Origin of the sequence: Pseudomonas sp. HMSC063H08 (genome assembly GCF_001813645.1) — a bacterium.
GTDB classification, from domain to species: Bacteria; Pseudomonadota; Gammaproteobacteria; order Pseudomonadales; family Pseudomonadaceae; genus Pseudomonas; species Pseudomonas aeruginosa.
This window is the reverse complement of sequence record NZ_KV813429.1, coordinates 171,251-172,350: the sequence shown is the minus strand read 5'-3', so window position 1 is coordinate 172,350 and position 1,100 is coordinate 171,251. Positions and strand designations below refer to the sequence as shown.

2 protein-coding genes are annotated in these 1,100 nt (G+C 65.8%); both read left to right on the top strand.

The genetic code is table 11. From position 1 onward, the window contains the following. The first annotated feature begins 80 nt into the window (after positions 1-80). Positions 81-431, top strand: coding sequence for a DUF2958 domain-containing protein (locus HMPREF2924_RS12840; protein ID WP_016254207.1), 351 nt, complete (start codon positions 81-83; stop codon positions 429-431). 65 nt (positions 432-496) lie between these two features. Continuing rightward, positions 497-775, top strand: a complete 279-nt coding sequence (locus HMPREF2924_RS12835; RefSeq protein WP_003139034.1) for a hypothetical protein — start codon at positions 497-499, stop codon at positions 773-775. The last annotated feature ends 325 nt before the right edge of the window (positions 776-1,100 follow it).

Here is a 1,100-nt window from a genome sequence, read left to right as displayed (position 1 = left end):
TGCGACCCCTGACTGCTTGCGCTGCGCCGTGCCCCGGAAGGGTCGGGCAATTCCGCCCGGCAACCTTTCAGGAGTTCACCATGAACAACGTACTCATCACTGCCGAGCAGCGCATCGTGCTGCTGGCCAACGGCCGCGCATCGCTGGAGAACCCGGACTTCGATCCGGCCCCGGTGGTCAAGCTGTTCACGCCAGACGGCGGCGCGACCTGGCTGCTGACCGAGATTGATCCCGATGACCACGACCACGCTTTCGGTCTTTGCGACCTGGGCCTGGGCGAGCCGGAAATCGGCTGGGTCAGCTTGAACGAGCTGGCGAGCTTGCGCGGCGGGCTGGGCCTGCCGATCGAGCGCGACCTGTCTTTCCGGGCAGAGAAACGTCTAAGTGGCTATGCGCGTGATGCGCGGCTGGCCGGGCGAATCGTCGTCTGACTTTGCCCTTGGAGCGCCGCAAGGCGCTCCTTGCGCTTTCTCGACCATCACAGGAGATCAATGCCATGAGCAGCCATCACGACTACATCATCGAAATCACCGCGCAACACGATGCGCTCAAGCCATTCGCGCCGGAGAACGGCCAGCCGCTGCGCTTCAAGATCGGCGATGCGGTGATCTACACCAACGAATACGGCGTGCAGTTCCGTCGCTGCGTCACCGGGTTCTACCGGCCGAGTGGCCTTTGCGGTCACTACGCGCGTGGAGCGCGCTATCTGCTGAACTCGACTTCGCCGTGGGTGCCGGTTGCGGAATCCAGCCTGCGTCCTGACGACTCGGCCTGATGCCTTCGCGCCCCTTCCGGGGCGCTGCGCGCTTCGCTTGCCTCTAGGGGAAAGCTCTGTACGGGCTATCCCCGCCGCGCGATGCTTGGCCCCCCTAAAAGCCGCCGAACCGGCTGCGCCGGCTCGGCCAGAAATCCGCGGCCACAGCAGAACCCGCTTTCCGATGCGGGGGGCGTGTTGCGTCTGGTGCTCATCGAACCTTGAAGGCTGGGCGTCCCCGGCCACCTGGGAGATGGCCGGTCGCGCTGTCGTGCGCGTAGCGCATCGAGCCGCCTGCGGCGTCTCGCCCCATTCGGGCTTCCATCGTTCCCTCGCTCCGCTCGGC